The organism is Emticicia soli (assembly GCF_037860775.1).
GTDB lineage: Bacteria > Bacteroidota > Bacteroidia > Cytophagales > Spirosomataceae > Emticicia > Emticicia soli.
The window spans coordinates 135,658-152,362 of sequence record NZ_JBBEWC010000001.1 but is presented as its reverse complement, the minus strand read 5'-3'; the positions used below and the strand labels follow the sequence as shown (position 1 = coordinate 152,362).

The following is a 16,705-nucleotide window of genomic DNA, read 5'->3' as shown; positions in this document are numbered from 1 at the left end:
CTAAATGGTACGGGTTATACCTACCACCAACCTATTTAATCTCTTTTTGAATGAAAATTACTAATGTTGAAGCCTTCTGGCTGCGTTGCCCTATACCTAAAGAAAAACAGCATTTTTCTGATTATGGTCTGCTTACAGACTTTGACATGACCCTTGTGGTTATTACAACCGATACAGGATTACAGGGATTCGGCGAAGCAAAAGCAGCCGTAGGTTCATCGGGTGTATGTGCATCTATTGTAAGTTGTATTGAAAACGAAATAAAACCTTTACTAATAGGTAAAGATGCCCACCAGATTACCCGTATATGGGAACATATTTATAACGGAACACGAGACCACTATGCTTTAAAAAGAGGCCGTAAATTCCCGATTCTTGGCCGTAGAGGCTTAACCATTTCGGCTATGAGTGGGGTTGATACTGCTCTTTGGGACTTAAAAGGCAAAGCCTTAGGTGTGCCTGTTGTTGAATTACTAGGTGGTGCTTGCCGTGAAAAAATGCCTGCTTATGCCAGTGGTGGCTGGGCCGGAACCGATAAAATAGGCGAGCAATTGTTAGGCTATGTTTCTAAGGGTTTTCAGGGTGTGAAAATGCGTGTGGGTGTAATGGACGAAACCGTGCAGGAGAGTATCCGCCGTGTAAGAGCAGCAAGAGAAGCCTTGGGCGAAAATATTAAATTGATGACCGATGCACACGGTACTTTCAGCGTACCTGAGGCTAAGCAGTTTTGCCGTGGTGTAGAAGATTGTAATTTGTATTGGTTTGAAGAACCTATCAGCCCAGATAACCGCCACGGAACTGCTGAGGTAAAAGCTTCAACATCGATTCCGATTGCAGCCGGCGAAAGCGAATACACAGCCTTTGATGTGCGTGATTTAATAGAAGTGCGTGCATTAGACGTTGTTCAGCCAGACTCTGCCATTATTGGTGGTATTACAGAAGCTATGCGAGTAGCACACTTGGCACATACTTATCAGCTAGAGTTGGCTCCACATTGCTGGGGTTCGGCGTTCTCGTTTATGGCTGGGGTAAACGTAGCTTTTGCAGCACCTGCGGCTACTATCATTGAGTTTTCGTCAGGCGGAAACCCAATGATGTACGACTTAGTGAATGAGCAAATTCAAGCCGTTGATGGCATGATTGAAGTGCCTACTGCGCCGGGTTTAGGTCTTACACCAAACTGGGATTTTGTAAAAGAATTTAAACAAACAATTTAAGTATTCAACCACTCTAAAGCCGCTATGTATTCAAAACTAATAGCGGCTAAAGCAATAACCTCTTTAAAGCTATGGCAAAAGCAGTAAAAATAAACCACGTAGCATTAGTAGTGAGCAACCTTGAAGCAGCTTGCGAATTTTATGAAAAAGAGTTGGGCTTAGAGCCACTTCCGGCTTTTTTGTTCGATTACCCAACAGCATTTTTCAAGTTTAACGAAGAACAACAACTACACCTGACCGAGTGGGAAGATACCTATTCGTTTAGAGGACATATGTGTGTGCAGGTTGATGATTTCAATACGGTTTTCAGCCGTATGAAAGAATTGGGTGTAATTGATATTTTGCCTTGGGGTAAAGTACGCCAATTACCTGATGGTGCTATGCAGATGTTCGTACGCGACCCATCGGGCAATTTAGTTGAAATATCATCAGCACCGGGTAGCGAAATTGACCCTAAGATATTTGAAGACGAGCTTTTCAAAGCAGGTATTTATGTTTCAGGCCGTAACGATTTCAGAGGATATAAATCAGCCGACGCTACTTTATATCACGATAGAGTATGAAAAAAAACGTATTGTTACTAGAAACAGTTGCCGACGAGGCAATGGACTTATTGAATAATGCTGCTTCGGCAGGTGAGATAGAAATTTTTACGGCTTATGGCGACAAACCCCTGACTGATATTCTTCAGGAGAATACCATTCATGGCGTAATTACAAGAGGAAAAGGACAAGGCAATGCCCAATTAATGGATGCTTGCCCCGATTTGCAGGTAATTGCACGCTGTGGCGTAGGGCTTGATAACGTAGATGTAAAAGAAGCCAGCGCCCGTAAAATAATGGTTGTAAACGCCCCTGGTTCAAACTCTAGTACCATTGCTGAGCACGCCATTACTTTGATGCTGATGCTTCAACGCAATTTGTATGAGTCGGCAAGGCAAGTAAAAGCTGGTAACTGGGAGTGGCGAAACCAATTTGTTGGAGACGAGCTACATGGTAAAACACTTGGTGTTTTAGGCATGGGTAATATTGGCAAAAGAGTAGCTAAATTAGGCGATGCTTTCAGCATGAATGTGGTTTATTGGGATAAATTTCCGGTACAATCTGAGTATCAGGCTTTGCCTTTAGAAGAATTACTGAAAGTGTCTGATATTATTACCCTGCATCTGCCACTATTTGAAGACACCAAAAACCTGATTGGTGAAAAAGAACTAAGCCTGATGAAGCCCTCGGCAATATTGGTTAACACGGCAAGAGGTGCTTTAGTAGACCAGAAAGCCTTGATAGAAGCTCTGAATAACAATGTTATTGGTGGTTTTGGCGCCGATGTGTTGGTAGTAGAACCACCGGCACAAGACGAACCATTATTGAGCCACCCTAAAACCATTATCACGGCACATGTAGGCAGCCTTACAGCTACTACCTATAAAAATATGTGTGTCTCAACAGTGAAAAACGTGTTGGCTATTCTATCAGGCAATGCACCCCAACCCGAAAGTGTGTTTAATAGACGAGACTTGAGTATTTAGTAAAAGAAATTCAGCCTCATAATTTTTAAAGCCCCTTTTGATCTTGATAGTTAGATAAAAAAGGCAAATTATAACCGCATTCAATCCTAAAAAATAAACTATGAACGCTCAACCAAACACGCTGAAACTCCTTGTTGTTGTCACAGGGGTATTTCTGTTTGTAGCATCCTACACAAGCCTGAAAGATAATCCGGCTACTGCGGAAGAAAACCCTAAAATAGCTAAATTAAAGTTGCAGCCCGGCTTTAAGGCTGAGCATCTTTTCAGCCCGTCCGAAAATAATATGGGTTCGTGGGTTTCAATGGCTTTTGACGATAAAGGCCGTATGATTGCTTCTGACCAATATGGTATTTTGTATCGTCTTACAATTCCAGCAATTGGGCAGGGAACTGAACCAAAAGTTGAAAAACTACTTGTTCAGGGCGATACAGTGGCTTTAGGTAATGCACAAGGCTTATTGTATGCTTTCAATAGCCTCTATGTAATGATGAATAACCATAGCAGCCAGAAATTCCCTAGAAAAAGTGGTTTGTATCGCCTACAAGATACTAACGGAGATGACCAGTTTGATAAAGTTACTTTAATGAAAGAATTACACGGCGATGGCGAACATGGCCCACATAGTGTAATTTTATCATTTGACAAGAAATCTTTGTATGTAATTTCGGGTAACCACACCGATGCACCAGAAATGGATGCTTACAGGTTACCTTCAAACTGGCAGTATGACCAATTATTTCCTTTAATAAAAGATCCGAGAGGGCACGCCAATGACCGTAAAGAGCCAGGTGGCTGGATAGCCAATGTTGACCCTGAAGGCAAACACTGGGAAATGATAAGTGCCGGATACCGAAATGCTTACGATATGGCTTTTAATGATGTAGGCGATTTGTTTGTATATGATGCCGATATGGAGTGGGACTTCGGTATGCCTTGGTATCGCCCAACACGTATTTCTCATTCTACGAGTGGCAGCGAGTTTGGCTGGAGAACAGGCTCTGGGAAATGGTCGGCTACATTGCCTGATAATCTTCCGCCAATTGTTAATATCGGGCAAGGCTCACCAACTAACTTAATTTATACAAAAGATGCCAAGTTTCCGGCAAAGTATAAAAATTCCTTATTGGCGTTCGATTGGAGTTTCGGAATTGTGCATGCACTGCATTTAAAACCAAGCGGTTCGACTTATACGGCAGAGAGAGAAGAGTTTTTATCTGGTATGCCTTTGCCATTAACTGATGGAGCCATCGGCCCTGACGGAGCGCTTTACTTCCTGACAGGTGGGCGTAGATTAGAGTCAGACCTTTACCGTGTATATTATAACGGGCCTGAAAACACTAACGTATCAGTAGCAACAGCTTTGCCTAAAGAAAATGCCCTGAGAAGAGAGTTAGAGGCATTTCATGGTGCCCCTGATGCTATGGCAATAGATAAAGCATGGCCAAATTTAAAACATGCCGATAGGCTTGTGCGTTATGCAGCTAGATTGGCAGTAGAGCACCAGCCAGTAGCTGAATGGCAAGCAAAAGCACTGGCAGAAAAAGAGCCTATTACAGTTATCAATGCAATGATTGCTTTGGCTCGCCAAGGAAAACCCGAGCAAAAAGATAATATTTTGGCGTCGTTGTTAGGTATAAATTACTCTACCTTAAGTGTATCGCAGAAAATAGATATACTACGTGCCTTTGAGTTGGTGTTTTTCAGAATGGGACAACCGGGTACTACTATAAAACCTAAGGTAATAGCCTATCTTAATCCATTATTCCCTTCGTCTGACGACGAAATCAATAAATTGCTAAGCAGAATTCTGGTATTCTTAGAGGCTCCGGGTATTGTGCCAAAAACAGTGGCTCTATTAGACAAAAAAGAAGTTCCGGGCGCAATAGCGGGCGGAGAAACAGCTACTTCTTCTGCCGATTTAATTATGCGAAACCCAGCTTATGGGCTTGATATTGCAAAAATGTTAGAAAAAGTACCACCTGCACAGCAAATTTACTTTGCTACTGTTTTAAGTTCGGCTAAAACCGGATGGACTCCTCAATTGCGTGACAAATACTTTAAATGGTTCCGCAATGCGCTAAACTTCCGTGGTGGTAATAGCTATATCGGCTTTATCGACAGAGCCAGAAAACTGGCATTGGCACATGTACCAAAAGATAAAGTTTCGTATTACGAAAAACTATCTGGTGCTGACATGATGTCAAAATCAGGTAATGACCTTGTGATACAGAATTATCCGAAAGGCCCTGGCAAAAATTGGAAACTTGATAATGCAGTAGAAGTAGTAGAAAAAGGATTAACCAACCGAAACTTCCAACAAGGCAAAGATATGTACAATGCTATTACGTGTAGCCGTTGTCATAGCATACGAGGCGAGGGCAGCAATGTAGGGCCTGATTTAACACAATTAGGTACTCGTTTCTCTACCAAAGATATTCTTGAGGCTATCATTGACCCTAGCAAGGCTGTTTCTGACCAATATGCTGCTACGCAGTTTATCCTGAAAAACGGTGATTCTGTTGTTGGACGACTGGCAAATGAAGATAACAATGCTTACTATGTATCGCAGAATCCGTATGCGCCTGATGTATTGATGAAAATAGCGAAAAAAGATGTAGCTTCGAGTAAATATTCTTCTGTATCGGTAATGTTGCCCGGGCTTATCAATAGCTTGAATGAAGAAGAACTAAGAGACCTGATAGCATACCTGAAATCGGGCGGCAACGAGAACCATGAGATGTTTGCCCGTAAAGACGGTAAATAATAAAATCAATAGGCAACAGATACGTCTGTTGCCATTTCTTACCTCTTAAACATCTGAATATGATAAATAAAAAACTAAACTTTGTTAGTAAGTTCGTTATTCTTCTAGCGGTGTTTTCAATTGCATTTCTGGGCCAGGCCTTTGCACAGAAGAAAGCAAAGAAGCCAATGAATGTTTTGATAATTGATGGACAGAATAACCACAAAAACTGGCCTCAGACTACACAGATGATGAAAGGATATCTGGAAGAAACAGGGCTTTTTAAAGTAGATGTAGCCACTACACCGCCCGCAGGTGGAGACATGGAAACGTTTAAACCTGATTTTTCGGCATATCAGGTAGTTTTATCTAATTATAACGGAGATTCATGGTCGAAAGCTACCAAAGATGCTTTCGAGAAATTTGTAAGCAATGGCGGTGGTTTTGTGGTTGTGCATGCTGCTGATAACGCTTTTCCGGAATGGGATGCCTACAACAAAATGATTGGCTTGGGAGGCTGGGGCGACCGCACCGAGAAGTCGGGCCCGTATGTGTATTATGACGAAGAAAAGCATAATTTCGTGCATGATAACAGTGCAGGTAATGGTGGTAGTCATGGGGCAGAACATCAGTTTGTGGTTAAAGTACACAACACCAAACACCCGATTACGAAAGGCTTGCCTGAGGCTTGGTTGCATGAAAAAGACGAGCTTTACGACAGACTGAGAGGGCCTGCTGTAAATATGGAGGTTTTGGCTACTGCTTATAGCCCAAAAGAGAAAAGAGGCTCAGGCAGAATAGAGCCAATGCTAATGACTATCACTTATGGCAAAGGCAAGGTTTTTCATACTACGCTTGGGCATGGTAACTATTCTCAGAAATGTAAGGGTTTTATTACTACCTTGCAGAGAGGTACCGAATGGGCAGCTACAGGCAAAGTAACACAGGCAGTTCCGAAAGATTTCCCGACGGCTGAAAGTGTAAGTATTAGAGATTAATATTTAACAGAACTACTATTCAAATTTAACATAGATAAACAATGGAATCTAACTCGTCTCGTCGTTCGGCCATAAAAAACATTTTAGGCAGTGCGGCAATATTATCGGCCCCAATGACACTTACAGAAGCTTTTGCGGCAAACGAAAAAGTATTGGGTAGCGACCTTAACGGTAAAATCAATCACTCGGTAGCTCGTTGGTGTTATAGCAAAATACCGTTAGACGACCTTTGTAAAGAGGCGGCCGCTATGGGTATGAAATCGGTAGAATTGCAAGGCCCGGAAGAATGGCCAACTATCAAGAAATATGGTCTTACTTGTGCTTTGCCTTGGGGTGCTGGTTTAGGTATCGAAAAAGGCTTCAACGACCCTGCATTGCACAATGAGCTAATCGCTAGCTTTGAAGGAATATTCCCGAAACTAAAAGCTTTTGGCTATGATAAAGTTATTTGTTTCTCAGGAAATAGAAAAGGAATGTCAGACGAGCAGGGCTTAGAGAATTGCGCAGTAGCTTTGAAAAAACTAATGCCATCAGCCGAAAAACATGGTGTTACGATGGTAATGGAGCTACTAAACAGCAAAGTGAATCATAAAGACTATATGTGCGACCACACCAAATGGGGTGTAGACCTTTGTGATAAAGTAGGTTCAGATAAATTCAAGTTATTGTATGACATCTACCACATGCAAATTATGGAAGGTGACGTAATAGCAACTATCAAAAAATACCACCCATACTTTGCACATTACCATACCGGTGGCGTACCAGGCCGTGCCGAGATTGATGATTCACAAGAGTTGAACTATCCGGCTATTATGAAAGCCATTGTAGAAACGGGTTATAAAGGCTTTGTTGGTCAAGAGTTTGTACCGAAACGTGCCGACCAGATAGCATCTTTGAAACAAAGTGTTAAAATATGTGATGTAGCTTAATAATAAGAGCTTATATTATAACAAAAGCCGCTTCAAGAGCGGCTTTTGTTGTTTATAGTGGTCGTGGAACTTTTTTGCTGTCGAAAGCCCTGTGGTGTTTATTTCTTAAATAACGAATCTACAAATTCCATTTTGTTGAATACCTGTAGGTCGTCCATTTGTTCGCCTACACCAATATATTTTACCGGAATTTTAAATTCGTCAGAGATACCAATTACTACACCGCCTTTGGCTGTTCCATCGAGTTTTGTAATAGTTAGCGAGTCTATTTCTGTTACTTTAGTAAATTCACGGGCTTGTATTACTGCATTTTGTCCTGTACTTCCGTCTAATACCATCATCACCTCGTGAGGTGCGTCAGGTAAAAACTTCTGAACAACACGTTTAATTTTCCCCAACTCATTCATCAAATTTACCTTGGTGTGCAAACGTCCGGCTGTATCAATAATAATAATGTCGGCATTCATTTCCATTCCCTTCTTCACGGCATCAAAAGCTACCGACGATGGGTCGGTATTCATACCATGTTCAATTACAGGCACGCCTACACGTTGCCCCCACAATTTTAATTGGTCAACCGCTGCCGCCCTGAATGTATCTGCTGCCCCTAGCACTACTTTTTTGCCTCTTTTCTGAAACTGATGTGCTAGTTTGCCAATAGTAGTTGTTTTTCCAACGCCATTCACGCCTACTACCATCAATACGTATGGTTTGGGTAAATTATCGGTTTCAAAACTATCTTTTACATCTTGTGAGTTGTTTTCGGCCAGCAATGCTGCCGTTTCTTCACGTAAGATTCTATCTAATTCATCAACATTTGTATATTTATCACGCTCTACCCGGGCTTCAATACGTCTGATTATCTTTACAGTTGTTTCTACGCCTACATCAGAGCTAATCAGAATTTCCTCTAATTCATCTAATATTTCATCATCAACCTTCGATTTTCCGATGATGGCGCGCGAGAGTTTATCAAAAATATTTGTTTTTGATTTTTCTAATCCTTTGTCAAGCGTTTCTTTTTTTTCTTTCGAAAAGAAGTCAAATAAGCCCATCTAATAATAATAATAGTGTAAAATGAATAATTGCTAAGCTTGTGTGATTCAAGACAAAACTATAACAATTTTATTATACTTTCAGTTTAATTTTCAAGATACTCTTACATTTCTTCATCTTTATTGCCAAAAAACAGGCTTGCAATCTCTTCACCAATACGTTTTGGCCGTTTGGTGCTGGCATCTAACGAAACCCAGAGTGTACGTGAGCGAGCCAATACTTCATTACCTCTTAGAATCTCACAATGGCGGTCGCTGGTAACGCCTGTAAAATTATCGACCCATGTTTTTACTGTTAGTTCGTCTCCCAGAAAAGCTGGTTTCAGGTAGTCAATTTCATGGCGGCGTACTACCCATATAACCTGTGCGCTTAGCTTTTCGGGCACAAGCGTATGCCAATGGCTACCTGCTGCCTCTTGCACATAGCGCAGGTAAACAATGTTATTAACGTGGTTCAGGTCATCGATATCGGCCTCAACAACTTTAATAGGATGTAAATGATAATTGCTGCTTTGGGTTTCCAAGAGTATAAAAGATTGGGTAAGAAGATAATCTCAAAAATGAAGAAAAATAGCTGCCTAATCAATAGAAATGCCGAAAACTATATGTAAAACAAAAAGCCCTCTTGTTTATCAAGAAGGCTTATACCAATATTTTATCGGAATTATGCTTTCAACGCATTTTGCAATTCTTCCATAGGAACCATTTCTTCCTTGAAAGTATATGCACCTGTTTTAGGAGACTTCACAGCTTTGATAACTTTTGCGAAGTTTTTTCCTGCGGTTTTATCACGAAGCGTAGCGACTACTTTCTTTGCCATTTTAGTATCGTTTTATGATGTATTGAGTCAGTTGATTTTACAGGATTCTGATAAAATCTATGAACCCCTACAATCAAAAATTATTTAATTTCTTTGTGAGTTGTATGTTTCTTCAGGAATGGGTTATATTTTTTTAACTCCATACGACCTGTAGTGTTTTTACGGTTTTTAGTCGTAACGTAGCGAGACATACCTGCTACACCGCTTGTTTTTTGCTCAGTGCACTCTAGGATAACTTGTACACGATTGCCTTTCTTCGCCATTGTTTTATGTATTTAATATCTTTGCTAATCTAATTCGGGCTGCAAAGATACTAAACTCTTGATTACTAACCAAATCTCTTTCGAAAGTTTTTTGATAAAATATTAGACTTTGTGCTTATTAAAGTAATTTTATAGACACCTATGCCCACTATTTTAAAAGAAATGCAATAAATTCGTTTTAATATCATAGTTTTGACTTGTAGAGACAAAAACAATCTGAAATATTATGAAAAACACACGCATTAACTTATTGGCTCGCCCGATTGGTAATCCAACGCCCGAATGTTGGGAGATTGAAGAAACAGATGTTCCCGAAATTCAGGAAAATCAAGTATTGGTACAGGTGCAATATCTTTCGATTGACCCTGCCATGCGTGGGTGGATGAACGAGGGGAAATCTTATATTCGCCCTGTAAAAATCGGAGAAGTAATGCGGGCATTAGGTGCGGGCGTAGTGGTAGATTCAAAACACCCTGGTTTTAAAGCCGGTGATTTTGTAACAGGTGGCACAGGCGTACAAGAATATGTAGCGCTAGAGGGCAAAGATTTAGTAAAAGTAGACCCTGAGTTTATTCCACTGCCTTCGTACTTGGGTACTTTGGGTATGTCGGGGCTTACAGCCTATTTTGGCCTTCTGGATACTGGCCAACCAAAACCGGGCGAAACCGTGGTGGTATCAGGCGCTGCGGGTGCAGTAGGAAGTGTAGTAGGGCAGATTGCCAAAATTAAGGGCTGTACAGTAGTCGGTATAGCAGGTGGAGAAGAAAAGTGCAAATATGTAGTAGAAGAACTGGGCTTTGATGCTTGTGTTGATTACAAAGCCGGAAATTTAAGAAATCAACTGAAAGAAGTTTGTGTAAATGGTGTTGATGTGTATTTTGATAACGTAGGTGGCGAAATACTGGATACAGTGCTGACATTAATAAACCTGAAAGCAAGAATTGTAATCTGTGGAGCTATTTCGCAATACAATGCGATTCAGAAGCCCGTAGGACCAAGCAATTATATGTCCTTATTAGTTAATCGTGCGCGTATGGAGGGTATTGTGGTTTTTGATAACGCCGCTAATTATGGAAAAGCCATCAAGGAAATGGCAGGCTGGGTAGCACAAGGCAAGCTCAACTCTAATGTAGATATTGCTGAAGGCGGCATCAGGGCTTTTCAGGATACTTTAATGAAGCTCTTTAAAGGCGAAAACACAGGTAAATTGGTTTTGAAAGTGGCATGATAAGTATAAATTCAGATACAGAACACATTCAGTCAATTATTAATAAAATCGCCTCGTTACAATCACGGGGCGATACGCATTTTCCAGAGGGTATTTTCCCGTCTTATCGGCAAAACAAATATCTGCTATATAAACGCCCCGACACTAATATTTTCTATACCGCTTCTATTGTTTTCGTTTTAAATCAACTCAAACCTTATCTACCCGATTCTTCGCAAGATATAATTGATGATATTAGTGCGAAAGCCATTAAGAATTACCCTGCATTTCAGAATAAAGATGGTTTAAAGACCTATAACTTCTGGCAAACACCCAAGAATGGGTTGGCTTCTAATCATTTCCCCAATGGTTATATCTTCCGCCATTTAGAACATTTCAGGATTCCCGATGATATTGATGATACTGCCTTAGTTTACATGACCTTGCAGGCGAGCAAAGAAGAGGTTTTGTGGTTGAAAGATAAAGTGCAATTGCATGCCAACTTATCAGAAGGGCCAAAAGATATAAGACGGGTACAAAATACTTTCAAACATTACAAAGGGCTAAAAATTTACTCAACATGGTTTGGCAAAAATATGGCCATAGAATTCGATGCCTGTGCATTATGCAACCTGATGTATCTGTTTGAGTTACACCAGCTACCGCACAATGAACATGATATGGCTACTTATACTTATTTAAAAGGAATTTTTACCAGAAATGAGTTTGTAAGCCACCCGTTCAGAGTTGCGCATAACTATGCTACGCCTCCGCTTATCATTTATCATTTTGCACGCCTGTTAGGCGACTTTACCATTGAGCCTTTAGAAGATTGCAGGCAGGATTTAATAAAAAAGGCTTTGTTATTGCTAGAAATAGAACAAGTAGCCATGAATAGGGTAATACTTGAAACAGCCATACTGAAATTGAGCAAACAAAACGCTGCCACATATAGAGATACAATTGATAGTATGCAACAAAATAATAACGTAACGGATTTTAGCATACCTGACCCTGACTTCTGCTATTTCTTAGGCCCCTTATTAAGCTCATACGAGCACCAGATTTTGCAGTTTTTTGCCCCCATGAAAATCACGCAGATGGATTGGAAATGTGAGGCACATGAATGGATTTTATTGCTCGAAAATCTGATAGAACGTAGCAAAAATTAACATATTATCATGCTTTATTCTCCTTTCGCATAGCTGTACTTGTAAATATCTGCTCAAAATGCTAGTATAGCAACAGAAAACCTAAAGTATTGATGAACTGAAACTTTATGGATTTCGTGCATTTAAACTTTCTAAGGTTATGTATCTTCGTTTACCTGCTCATTCATCGTTGAATCGCTATAAAAACAGATTGTTGTTTTTTCTGCTAACCATTACCATTGTGGCTGTTGGATTAATAGTCTTGCTGGTGAACTATCTGAATGGTAACAGACTTTTGCAAGGTTTCAAAACAAAACCAGCGGCATATCAGCTTGAAAATGCTTTCCCGAATCTCAAGTTTAATAGCCCTGTTGAGTTTGTGCATGCAGGCGATGGCACAAACAGAATTTTTGTATTAGAGCAACCCGGAGTGATTAAAGTATTTGATAATAATGCTGCTACTAAAGAAGCAAGCACATATCTGGATATAAGGGATAAGGTAGATGATGGTGGAGAAATGGGACTTTTAGGAATTGCCTTTGACCCAAATTTTAAAGAAAATGGCTATTTCTATTTGAATTATAACAAAAGAAACCCTTTAGAAACAATTATTGCTCGTTTCAAAGCCAGTTCGTATAAAGATGCAAAAGTATCGCCAAGTTCAGAAACGATATTGATGCGCTTTTCGCAGCCTTACGATAACCACAATGGCGGTAAAGTGGCTTTCGGGCCTGATGGTTATTTGTATATTGCCGTAGGTGATGGTGGTGCTTGGGGTGACCAACATAATTATGCGCAAAACAGAACTTCATTACTAGGGAAAATCCTGAGAATAGATGTAAACAAGACCGATAAGGGCAATTATGGCATTCCAACTGATAATCCTTATGTAGGCAATACCGAAGGCTTTCGGGAGGAGATTTATGCCTATGGGCTACGAAACCCCTGGCGTTTTAGTTTTGATTCAAAAACAGGGCAGCTATGGGCAGGTGATGTAGGTCAGAATGAATTTGAAGAAATAGATATTATTACAAAAGGTGGCAATTATGGCTGGCGACTGAAAGAAGCAAGCCGTTGCTATAACCCAAGAAATGATTGCGACCCAACAAAAACACTCATCGACCCAATTCATCAATACCCACGTAACGATGGCGTGTCGGTAACAGGTGGTTATGTGTATCGTGGTAAACGGAATCCGGCGCTACAAGGCAAATATCTTTTTGCAGACTATGCCAAGGGTAGCATCTGGGCTTTATCGTTTGATGGCACTACAAAAACAGGCAGTGAACTATTAAGCACTGATGGCGGTTCTGTTTCTTCTTTTGGGGTTGATGCCAACGAAGAAATATATATTCTTGACCATTACAGTGGGCAAATCAAACGATTTGTAGTGCCAAAGTAGCGGCTACTAAATACGCATTGAAATACCCTTGCCTTTTAGGTAATACTTAAGCTCTGGAATACCTATTTCTTTAAAGTGGAAGATACTGGCAGCTAAGCCTGCATCGGCTTGTCCGGTAGTGAATACATCGTAGAAATGCTCCATTGTTCCGGCTCCGCCTGAGGCAATGATAGGTATATTGGCATTGTCAGAAATATGAGCAGTGAGTTCCAAAGCAAATCCGGCTTTAGTGCCATCAGTATCCATCGAAGTCAATAAGATTTCGCCTGCACCTCGGTTTTCTACTTCTTTTGCCCATTCAATTGTTTTCAACTCAGTTGGTTTTCGGCCACCGTGTGTGTGTACTATGTGCGCTTGAGAGCCATTTTCGAGTGTAATGTGTCTTGTATCAATGGCCACAACAATACATTGAGAACCAAACTCCAAGGCTAATTCATTAATTACATCAGGATTACGAACAGCCGATGAATTGATAGAAACCTTATCGGCTCCGGCATTCAATAACTTAGATACATCAGCTATTGAACCTATGCCCCCACCCACACAAAAAGGAATGTTGATGGTATGCGCAACCCGACGAACCAAATCAAGTAGCGTTTTACGCTCTTCAACAGTAGCCGTAATATCCAAAAACACGAGTTCGTCGGCTCCTTCCTGTGCGTAAGTCGCAGCTAGTTCAACAGGGTCGCCGGCATCACGAAGGTTAACAAAGTTAGTGCCCTTCACTGTGCGGCCGTCTTTTATATCTAAACAAGGAATAATTCTCTTTGTAAGCATATTTCAACTATTTAGTGATTGAGTGATTTAGTGAATGAGTGATTATCAAATAGCAATCACTCATTCACTAAATCACTCAATTTTTCATTTCTTTATAAATATCAGGTCGGGCAATTTGCATGGCTACCTCTGGTTTATCTAAAGGAGTGAAGCCAAATTGCGCATATAAGCCATGCGCATCAAGAGTAGCCAGAGACCAGCGTCTTAGGTTTTGTAGTTCGGGTAAAGACATAATGCAGGTCATTAACCATTTCGATAAGCCTTTACCTCGCTCTGTGTCTAACACAAATACATCAGCCAGATATGCAAAGGTGGCACAATCAGAAACCACACGGGCATAGCCAACCTGCTCACCAGATTCTTTATAGATACCAAATGCAATTGAATTTTCAGCGGCTCTTTTTACAATATCCATCGGAATCTCAGGCGACCAATAGCTGGTTGACAGAAAGCCATGAATCACATCAAACTGTAAGAGTTCTTTGTTGGTACTAATTAAGTATCCCTCTTTTCTGAATTCGTGGTTCATAAAAATCTACGTTCAATGTCCTTTAATGAAATACGGTTTTCGTAAATGGCTTTACCTACAATTACGCCGAAAATGTTTAGTTCGGCTAATTCTTCAAGGTCTTGCATAGAGCTTACGCCACCACTAGCAATCACTTTTAAATCAGGGAATTGCTCCTGCATTTTTTTGTATAAATCTACCGATGGGCCTTGTAATAGACCATCTTTAGCTACATCGGTGCTAATGGTGTACTGAATTCCTTTCTGAATCCACTCGCCCACAAAATCATAAACCCATACACTGGTTTCTTCTTCCCAGCCACTTACGGCAATTTTTTCCTGACGTGCATCTGCTCCCAGAATAATAGCCTCGCTGCCATAAGATTTTATCCACGATTCAAACAGCTCAGGATTTTTAACGGCAATACTTCCGCCTGTTACTTGCTTTGCTCCACAATCAAAAGCCAGTTTTATATCAATATCAGACTGCACCCCACCGCCAAAATCAATATGTAGATTGGTTTTTGAAGCAATGGTTTCCAATACTTTGGCATTAATGATTTTCTTTTGCTTGGCTCCGTCTAAATCAACCAGATGCAGGCGTTTTATTCCGGCTCCCTCAAACATTTTGGCTACTTCGAGCGGATTTTCATTATAGGTTTTTTTCTGAGAATAATCGCCTTGTGTCAGGCGAACACATTTGCCGTCTATGATGTCGATGGCTGGTATTATTTGAAACATAGGTTTGTCGTATTCCGGTAATAGAGAATGTAAAAAGGTTACAATTTCAAAAAATTCTCAAAAATCTTCTGGCCTACATCGCCGCTGATTTCGGAGTGGAACTGAGCAGCAAAGAAATTATCTTTCTGCAACATAGCCGAGTATTCGAGCATATAGGTTGTTTTTGCTACTGTGTAGTCAGATAATGGCGCATAGTAACCATGATTATAGTAAACATACGAATGTTCGGCTAAATCGTTGGTTAGTTCAGAGGCATAGCCATAAATATCGTTCCAGCCTGTTTGGGGTACTTTAAAGCCTTTAATCTGTGGGAATTTGAGAATAGGTATATCAAACACACCTAAACAATCGGTATTGTTTTCTTCTGACGACTTACAAAGCAATTGCATACCTACACAAGTACCCAGAAAGGGCTGTGTCAGGGTAGGAATCAATTTGTCTAAACCACTCTCACGCAGGCTTTTCATAGCAGTACTTGCTTCGCCTACACCCGGAAAAATAATTCTTTCAGCCGAGCGAATAGTATCAGCATCGTCCGACAATTCATACGCCACACCGATACGTTCTAAGGCATACATCACCGACTGCACGTTGCCTGCGTTATATTTAATAATGATGACTTTCAAAGCTGAAAAAAATTGAAGATGAATTATTATGGTGTTGTTAGTACAAATCTATGTTTATATGCGCAAAATAATATGCGTCTATATAAAAAGTTCTATTATTTCTTCTTTATGTTTAATAATGAAAGCAGTTTGCCCAAAAGTAGCTTTATCGGTCAGCTTCATAACTTAGATTTGCAGTAAGAGAAAATAACAATATCAAGATACTATAAACACGAAAGGGCGAAGATTATTCTACTTTCCTCTTCTTGCCAAAAACATAGGCAATACCCAGATTGGCTCTAAAAATCCCTAAATCAAACTGCCTGTTGGCATAAGGAGATAATTCAAAAACACCCTGAAACTGCGGCGCTTTCTCGAACGGAGAAACCCTTACGCCTAAATTGAAAGCATAACCTTCTAGTGGGTTTTGTTTTTGTGGGTCGGTGTTCAGATAATTCAGAAAATTAGCTTTTATACCTACTCCCATATATAGCTTGGCTTTTTCGCCTTTGGTAAGATTTACCATAGGGGCAATTTCGGTGCTTAACGAAGAAAAATAAGAGTTCATCTGAAATCTCAAATCCAGCCAAACGGGTTTGTTTGGGTTACTGGCAATTGAAACAATAGAGTTGAACGGATAATATGTTAAAGCCTGTGAGAAACAAGTGCTTGTTATTACAAAAAAACAAAAGACGAAAAGTAGTTTTTTGGGCATAAATCTAAATAAATTTCCTGCCGCTAAGTTAAGACAAATATTTG

Annotated in this window: 18 protein-coding genes; 9 read left to right on the top strand and 9 right to left on the bottom strand. The window is 40.4% G+C overall.

All coding sequences use genetic code 11. The features are described 5' to 3' along the window. Positions 1–50: 50 nt before the first annotated feature. The 6 genes from WAE64_RS00720 to WAE64_RS00695 all read left to right on the top strand — a co-directional run bounded on the left by WAE64_RS00720 (position 51) and on the right by WAE64_RS00695 (position 7,418). Positions 51–1,217, top strand: coding sequence for a mandelate racemase/muconate lactonizing enzyme family protein (locus WAE64_RS00720; RefSeq protein ID WP_340233329.1), 1,167 nt, complete (start codon positions 51–53; stop codon positions 1,215–1,217). 71 nt (positions 1,218–1,288) lie between these two features. Continuing rightward, positions 1,289–1,780: a VOC family protein gene (locus WAE64_RS00715; protein WP_340233326.1), complete on the top strand. Its 492-nt coding sequence runs from the start codon at positions 1,289–1,291 to the stop codon at positions 1,778–1,780. Further along, positions 1,777–2,745 carry a 2-hydroxyacid dehydrogenase gene (locus tag WAE64_RS00710; RefSeq protein ID WP_340233324.1) on the top strand — a complete coding sequence of 323 codons (969 nt, stop codon included), beginning with the start codon at positions 1,777–1,779 and terminating at the stop codon, positions 2,743–2,745. Before WAE64_RS00715 ends, WAE64_RS00710 begins: the two co-directional genes overlap by 4 nt. A gap of 100 nt (positions 2,746–2,845) precedes the next feature. Beyond that, a complete protein-coding gene (locus tag WAE64_RS00705; RefSeq protein ID WP_340233323.1) occupies positions 2,846–5,509 on the top strand; it encodes a c-type cytochrome in 2,664 nt (887 codons plus the stop codon). 59 nt (positions 5,510–5,568) lie between these two features. Further along, positions 5,569–6,486 (top strand): ThuA domain-containing protein, encoded by a 918-nt coding sequence (locus tag WAE64_RS00700; RefSeq protein ID WP_340233321.1) that lies wholly within the window; start codon positions 5,569–5,571, stop codon positions 6,484–6,486. Between the two features lie 41 nt (positions 6,487–6,527). Continuing rightward, the gene (locus WAE64_RS00695; RefSeq protein WP_340233318.1) at positions 6,528–7,418 is read left to right on the top strand and encodes a hydroxypyruvate isomerase family protein; all 891 of its coding nucleotides are present in this window, start codon (positions 6,528–6,530) and stop codon (positions 7,416–7,418) included. Positions 7,419–7,516: 98 nt separating this feature from the next. On the opposite strand, the gene ftsY is transcribed toward WAE64_RS00695, so the two are convergent. From ftsY to rpmG, 4 genes are all read right to left on the bottom strand, one after another. After that, on the bottom strand, positions 7,517–8,473 hold the full coding sequence (gene ftsY / locus WAE64_RS00690; protein WP_340233314.1) for a signal recognition particle-docking protein FtsY: 957 nt from the start codon (positions 8,471–8,473) through the stop codon (positions 7,517–7,519). Between the two features lie 104 nt (positions 8,474–8,577). Next, positions 8,578–8,997: an acyl-CoA thioesterase gene (locus WAE64_RS00685; RefSeq protein WP_340233312.1), complete on the bottom strand. Its 420-nt coding sequence runs from the start codon at positions 8,995–8,997 to the stop codon at positions 8,578–8,580. Positions 8,998–9,137: 140 nt separating this feature from the next. Next, a complete protein-coding gene (locus WAE64_RS00680; RefSeq protein WP_015029008.1) occupies positions 9,138–9,293 on the bottom strand; it encodes a DUF4295 domain-containing protein in 156 nt (51 codons plus the stop codon). A gap of 80 nt (positions 9,294–9,373) precedes the next feature. Continuing rightward, the gene (rpmG, locus tag WAE64_RS00675; RefSeq protein WP_116983688.1) at positions 9,374–9,556 is read right to left on the bottom strand and encodes a 50S ribosomal protein L33; all 183 of its coding nucleotides are present in this window, start codon (positions 9,554–9,556) and stop codon (positions 9,374–9,376) included. A 226-nt stretch (positions 9,557–9,782) separates the two neighbouring features. On the opposite strand from rpmG, the gene WAE64_RS00670 reads away from it, so the two are divergent. The 3 genes from WAE64_RS00670 to WAE64_RS00660 all read left to right on the top strand — a co-directional run bounded on the left by WAE64_RS00670 (position 9,783) and on the right by WAE64_RS00660 (position 13,316). Beyond that, entirely contained in the window at positions 9,783–10,784 is a 1,002-nt protein-coding gene (locus WAE64_RS00670) for an NADP-dependent oxidoreductase (RefSeq protein ID WP_340233306.1), read from the top strand. Continuing rightward, on the top strand, positions 10,781–11,935 hold the full coding sequence (locus WAE64_RS00665) for a hypothetical protein (RefSeq protein WP_340233304.1): 1,155 nt from the start codon (positions 10,781–10,783) through the stop codon (positions 11,933–11,935). The genes WAE64_RS00670 and WAE64_RS00665 overlap by 4 nt, the downstream gene beginning before the upstream one ends. A 139-nt stretch (positions 11,936–12,074) precedes the next feature. Beyond that, entirely contained in the window at positions 12,075–13,316 is a 1,242-nt protein-coding gene (locus WAE64_RS00660) for a PQQ-dependent sugar dehydrogenase (protein WP_340233302.1), read from the top strand. Between the two features lie 6 nt (positions 13,317–13,322). Here WAE64_RS00660 and hisF read toward each other — a convergent pair whose 3' ends face one another. The 5 genes from hisF to WAE64_RS00635 all read right to left on the bottom strand — a co-directional run bounded on the left by hisF (position 13,323) and on the right by WAE64_RS00635 (position 16,661). Next, a complete protein-coding gene (gene hisF, locus WAE64_RS00655; RefSeq protein ID WP_340233300.1) occupies positions 13,323–14,093 on the bottom strand; it encodes an imidazole glycerol phosphate synthase subunit HisF in 771 nt (256 codons plus the stop codon). A 76-nt stretch (positions 14,094–14,169) separates the two neighbouring features. Next, complete coding sequence (locus WAE64_RS00650) at positions 14,170–14,622, bottom strand: GNAT family N-acetyltransferase (protein WP_340233297.1); 453 nt, start codon at positions 14,620–14,622, stop codon at positions 14,170–14,172. After that, positions 14,619–15,341 (bottom strand): 1-(5-phosphoribosyl)-5-[(5-phosphoribosylamino)methylideneamino]imidazole-4-carboxamide isomerase, encoded by a 723-nt coding sequence (gene hisA / locus WAE64_RS00645; RefSeq protein ID WP_340233295.1) that lies wholly within the window; start codon positions 15,339–15,341, stop codon positions 14,619–14,621. The genes WAE64_RS00650 and hisA overlap by 4 nt, the downstream gene beginning before the upstream one ends. Positions 15,342–15,379: 38 nt before the next feature. Continuing rightward, positions 15,380–15,967: an imidazole glycerol phosphate synthase subunit HisH gene (hisH, locus tag WAE64_RS00640; protein ID WP_340233293.1), complete on the bottom strand. Its 588-nt coding sequence runs from the start codon at positions 15,965–15,967 to the stop codon at positions 15,380–15,382. 226 nt (positions 15,968–16,193) lie between these two features. Further along, positions 16,194–16,661 (bottom strand): hypothetical protein, encoded by a 468-nt coding sequence (locus tag WAE64_RS00635; protein ID WP_340233291.1) that lies wholly within the window; start codon positions 16,659–16,661, stop codon positions 16,194–16,196. Positions 16,662–16,705 lie beyond the last annotated feature (44 nt).

Coding starts and splice junctions, on each gene's coding strand:
- WAE64_RS00720 (WP_340233329.1), top strand. CDS start 51: ATGAAAATTACTAATGTTGAAGCCTTCTGGCTGCGTTGCCCTATACCT.
- WAE64_RS00715 (WP_340233326.1), top strand. CDS start 1,289: ATGGCAAAAGCAGTAAAAATAAACCACGTAGCATTAGTAGTGAGCAAC.
- WAE64_RS00710 (WP_340233324.1), top strand. CDS start 1,777: ATGAAAAAAAACGTATTGTTACTAGAAACAGTTGCCGACGAGGCAATG.
- WAE64_RS00705 (WP_340233323.1), top strand. CDS start 2,846: ATGAACGCTCAACCAAACACGCTGAAACTCCTTGTTGTTGTCACAGGG.
- WAE64_RS00700 (WP_340233321.1), top strand. CDS start 5,569: ATGATAAATAAAAAACTAAACTTTGTTAGTAAGTTCGTTATTCTTCTA.
- WAE64_RS00695 (WP_340233318.1), top strand. CDS start 6,528: ATGGAATCTAACTCGTCTCGTCGTTCGGCCATAAAAAACATTTTAGGC.
- ftsY (WP_340233314.1), bottom strand. CDS start 8,473: ATGGGCTTATTTGACTTCTTTTCGAAAGAAAAAAAAGAAACGCTTGAC.
- WAE64_RS00680 (WP_015029008.1), bottom strand. CDS start 9,293: ATGGCAAAGAAAGTAGTCGCTACGCTTCGTGATAAAACCGCAGGAAAA.
- rpmG (WP_116983688.1), bottom strand. CDS start 9,556: ATGGCGAAGAAAGGCAATCGTGTACAAGTTATCCTAGAGTGCACTGAG.
- WAE64_RS00670 (WP_340233306.1), top strand. CDS start 9,783: ATGAAAAACACACGCATTAACTTATTGGCTCGCCCGATTGGTAATCCA.
- WAE64_RS00665 (WP_340233304.1), top strand. CDS start 10,781: ATGATAAGTATAAATTCAGATACAGAACACATTCAGTCAATTATTAAT.
- WAE64_RS00660 (WP_340233302.1), top strand. CDS start 12,075: ATGTATCTTCGTTTACCTGCTCATTCATCGTTGAATCGCTATAAAAAC.
- hisF (WP_340233300.1), bottom strand. CDS start 14,093: ATGCTTACAAAGAGAATTATTCCTTGTTTAGATATAAAAGACGGCCGC.
- WAE64_RS00650 (WP_340233297.1), bottom strand. CDS start 14,622: ATGAACCACGAATTCAGAAAAGAGGGATACTTAATTAGTACCAACAAA.
- hisA (WP_340233295.1), bottom strand. CDS start 15,341: ATGTTTCAAATAATACCAGCCATCGACATCATAGACGGCAAATGTGTT.
- WAE64_RS00635 (WP_340233291.1), bottom strand. CDS start 16,661: ATGCCCAAAAAACTACTTTTCGTCTTTTGTTTTTTTGTAATAACAAGC.